The 3709-nt window shown below is 45.1% G+C and carries 2 protein-coding genes and 1 pseudogene; 1 reads left to right on the forward strand and 2 read right to left on the reverse strand.

What is annotated here, in order from left to right; genetic code table 11:
* Nucleotides 1–609, forward strand: a pseudogene (locus tag RMO84_RS02745) (DNA polymerase III subunit delta'); the annotation flags it as partial.
* 404 nt (nucleotides 610–1013) lie between these two features.
* Here RMO84_RS02745 and RMO84_RS02750 read toward each other — a convergent pair.
* Together RMO84_RS02750 and RMO84_RS02755 are read right to left on the reverse strand one after the other, a co-directional pair.
* Entirely contained in the window at nucleotides 1014–1679 is a 666-nt protein-coding gene (locus RMO84_RS02750; RefSeq protein ID WP_310486922.1) for a hypothetical protein, read from the reverse strand.
* Nucleotides 1680–2003: 324 nt separating this feature from the next.
* Nucleotides 2004–3464: a hypothetical protein gene (locus RMO84_RS02755; protein WP_310486923.1), complete on the reverse strand. Its 1461-nt coding sequence runs from the start codon at nucleotides 3462–3464 to the stop codon at nucleotides 2004–2006.
* Between the last annotated feature and the right edge of the window lie 245 nt (nucleotides 3465–3709).

Genomic DNA, 3709 nt, shown 5'->3' on the forward strand with positions numbered 1-3709 from the left:
ATCGGTCAATTTTTAGGGCGTCCGCCACTACTAGGCGATCGATCGGTAGTGGCGATCGATCGCGCCGAGACGATGCCAGAAGGTGCAGCCAATGCTTTATTAAAAACCCTCGAAGAACCAGGCAAAGCCACAATTATTGCGATTTCTTCCAGCTTGGACGCGCTATTACCGACAATTGTCTCGCGCTGCCAGCAGATTCCCTTTCACAGACTCGATCTCACTGTGATGGTCGAAGTTTTGACCAAATTAGGCAAAACCGAAATTCTCGCGCGACCGGAAATATTGGGACTCGCTCAAGGTAGTCCGGGTGCTGCGATCGCTATCTGGGAGCAGTTTCAAGCCTTGCCAGCCGATCTCCTAGAGCGATCGACCAAGTTACCAATTTCCCGCCGTCACGGTCTAGAATTAGCCCAACAGATCGATCGAGAATTAGACTCAGCCGCTCAATTGTGGCTGGTGGATTATCTGCAATATACCTACTGGCAAAAATATCGCACCGTCCCACCAGTCGAGATCCTCGAACAAACTCGATCTCAGTTACTCGCATACGTGCAGCCCCGTCTAGTCTGGGAATGTACGTTCCTCAAACTTGGCAAGACTCGAACCTAGATCTTCAGCCGCTCGATCGATCCAACAGTCGATCGATTTCATAAATAAAGGGGTGTGAGGTTACTCACGCCCCCAAATATGTTTGATTCAGCGATTGAGCCTACACAGTCAGCGACCCAAATCAATGCTGGTCGGCTTTCCCCATTTGTGACAATTTGAGAAGACCACAAAGTTGTCAAGAGCAAAAAGAAAAAGTGTCAAACCGAGATTATCACAGGGATAGAGTTGAGTGCGATCCGTACCTAGAAGGAAAACAAATCACGACCATACCTGCTTGGTTCACTTCCATGTGAATTTAATTATTAGCTTTTCTCTACGGTAAACAATGAATTTTTATTAAATGCTCAATCACTATAAAATTGGTTGAGTATTCGATCTCTAATCATTGGAACTAGATGTTACCTTTACTTAGCTCCACCGATTAGAACAGCTCCTAAAACTATAAGTACTCCAGCACATATTACATCTCCAATCCCACCACCACAATCATAATCACCGCTAGTGCTGACGACGACTTGAGCCGCTAAGACTGGATTAGTAACTTGACTGCCAAGAAGATCCTTAAGTGGATTGCCTAATTGTGGCAATAAAACTTCAATTTCTTGTAAAGCTTCTTCAATTTTTTGAAAAAATCTTGGATCGCGAGCAGCCCGAATGTCAGTTTCCATAAGTAATTCACTTACAAAATCTGTTTCTAAATCCTTCAGTATCTTTGGTAAGGTAATAAGTTTTTTTTCAATAGCTTCTACATCTAACTGTTGAGGTAAAACTCTTTTGTTTAGCCCTTCCATTGCTCTCAAATAAGTAACTGCTAGTAAAGTTTTACCTTCTGAGCTAGCTGAAAGGTTAGAACGGAAACCAGTTTTACTAAGTCTTTTGTGAATACTTCTAGTTTCTTTATTAATTGGTAACACTCGTATCCAATCATCAACTTCACGGAAAGACTTTTGTACGTCCTCATTCTTGTTAGCCACTTCAACTATCGTTTCGGCAATTCTAAGGAATCCACCATGAGGATCGATTGGCATCAGAAAGCTAATGGCATGGTTGAGTGCGTTAATTTTAGTCATAAGATTAGTCCTATTGCAAAATTTTAAGTTAAATTAAGGTGAATATTTATTAGACTGGCTAGTTCTATGTAAAATTAAAAGCTAGATATTCACATCCAGTAGAAGCTTATCACTACCATTATCTAATGCGACTATTTCTGCAACATATTGTATTAATTCTAATCAGTCGCACCCATAAATAAACAAAGGATTTCCATAGTTCAACGAAAACTCCAAGTCTGAATGACTCGACCACTTTCCCAGTGCAAAGCATCAGTTAATAAAAACATTGTATCTACCTGCCTACTGATATAATGCTTGATCGCTAAACAATCCGATCTTCCCTTACTCCAACCAACGTGGATGCCAACCTGCCAGAGGCAATCGCTCCGCAGTAATTGGGGTCGTCAGTTCGCGGATATTGGGTGGAATCGGTAAAATCCACAGGATGCCATTACTATTGCCTTGAACGATCTGATTGGTACTTTCACCTTTGTCGGCTTGGTCGAACATTACGGCCAATCCATCTGGCGACAAACTCATCTGAATGCCCTGCTGGATGGGCAACAGCGTCAGCGACAGGATCTTTTTGGTTTCAATATCGATCGCGGCTAAAAATGGTTCTTCACGGCTGTTTCCGCCAGTGGTTTTGAGTTCGGTTGCCAGACAATAAATGATGTCTTTAGTAGGTGAAAACTTGGCATCTAAGAGCGAACCAGTAGTTTTGAAAATTTGCCGCTCGCCGCCCAGATTATTAACGATAACTAACGATTTAGTGTAGTCACTATTGTATTTGACCATTGCCGCAGCACTGCCATCGTTGGCAAAACTGAGCACATTTCCAAATTTGGGTAGAAAGTCGAGATTATTGTTGCCCTCAGTTGCAGAGATCGGAAAAATTGATACCCCTTCCCCCACCGCAGCGGCAATTTGGCTGCTATCGGGAGTGATGACAAAATCCCCACTTTGTTTGATGGGGCGCGGTGGTGTCGATTTGTCTAAGGGGACTACCCATAAAGCAAAATCGCTGGGCTTTTTGCGATTGACGCGTTGAGCGACGAGGGTTTTCCCGTCGGGGGAGAGATCGAATTTGACGTTTTGATAGTCACGATTGTCGAGGATGAGTTCGAGTTTGCCTGGAGGGGTAAATTGTTCGTCGCTATTGCGAGGGGCAATCCCTGTGCTCACGCTATAAACTTGCTGAGAGGCGATCGCGGGTTGACCATTTTGAAGGGTTCTAATGTCACTAGCCGTGAAGACAATTTTTTGACTATGTCGATCGACTTTGAAATTGGTAACGACTAAATTTTCGGGACTAATTACTAAGGGTTTCTGCGTTTTGAAGTTGTAAATAACGAGCCGACCGCGATTTGTTTCACTGCTACCAATATACGCAAACATTCGATCGGGCGTCCGAAACCGCCCGCGAAATGGCACGATTTCCTTGCCAGTTGTGGTGCCGATTTCTTCTCTTGCCCCTTGCAAATCGACTTGATATGTACCTCCGTAGGGAGCGGGATGTGCGAGTGTATAAGCCAATTTAGACCCCGCCCAACTGATTTTCCCTGGTAGTGCAGGCACGATTTTGAGTTGTTGTTCGACAGTGGCACGATCGATCGGGCGGTTGAATGTCAGGGTAAAGGCAGTATCTTCGGCACTAATCGTCCGATTTTGCCAACTAAAATCGCGGACTTGCGGCAATGTTCGATCGCCGCTCCAGATTAAAATCGCGATCGCGACAGCCAAGACAGCCATGACAGTAATGGCGATGCGATCGAGTGGTTGGGTGGGGGTTTGAGGAGTCACGAGGGGAGCGGGGGGCGGGGAGCGGGGAGCGGGGAGTTGGGAGTTGGGAGCTGGGAGTTGGAACTGCGTTCCAAAATCTAAAACCTAAAGCCTAAAACCTAAAGCCTAAAGCCTAAAACCTAAAGCCTAAAGCCTAAAGCCTAAAACCTAAAGCCTACTCCTGATAAGGATTCTTCGGCACAGCAATCGGCTTAAGATCGGTGGCGGCGATGACGAGTTGGCGGGTGCCGGAGATGGTTTCGACG

It is taken from the genome of Chamaesiphon sp. VAR_69_metabat_338, from assembly GCF_031423935.1.
In the GTDB taxonomy this organism is placed as follows: domain Bacteria; phylum Cyanobacteriota; class Cyanobacteriia; order Cyanobacteriales; family Chamaesiphonaceae; genus Chamaesiphon.

Excerpts from the sequence above, each read along its gene's own strand:
- RMO84_RS02750 (WP_310486922.1), bottom strand. The coding sequence starts at position 1,679 with ATGACTAAAATTAACGCACTCAACCATGCCATTAGCTTTCTGATGCCA.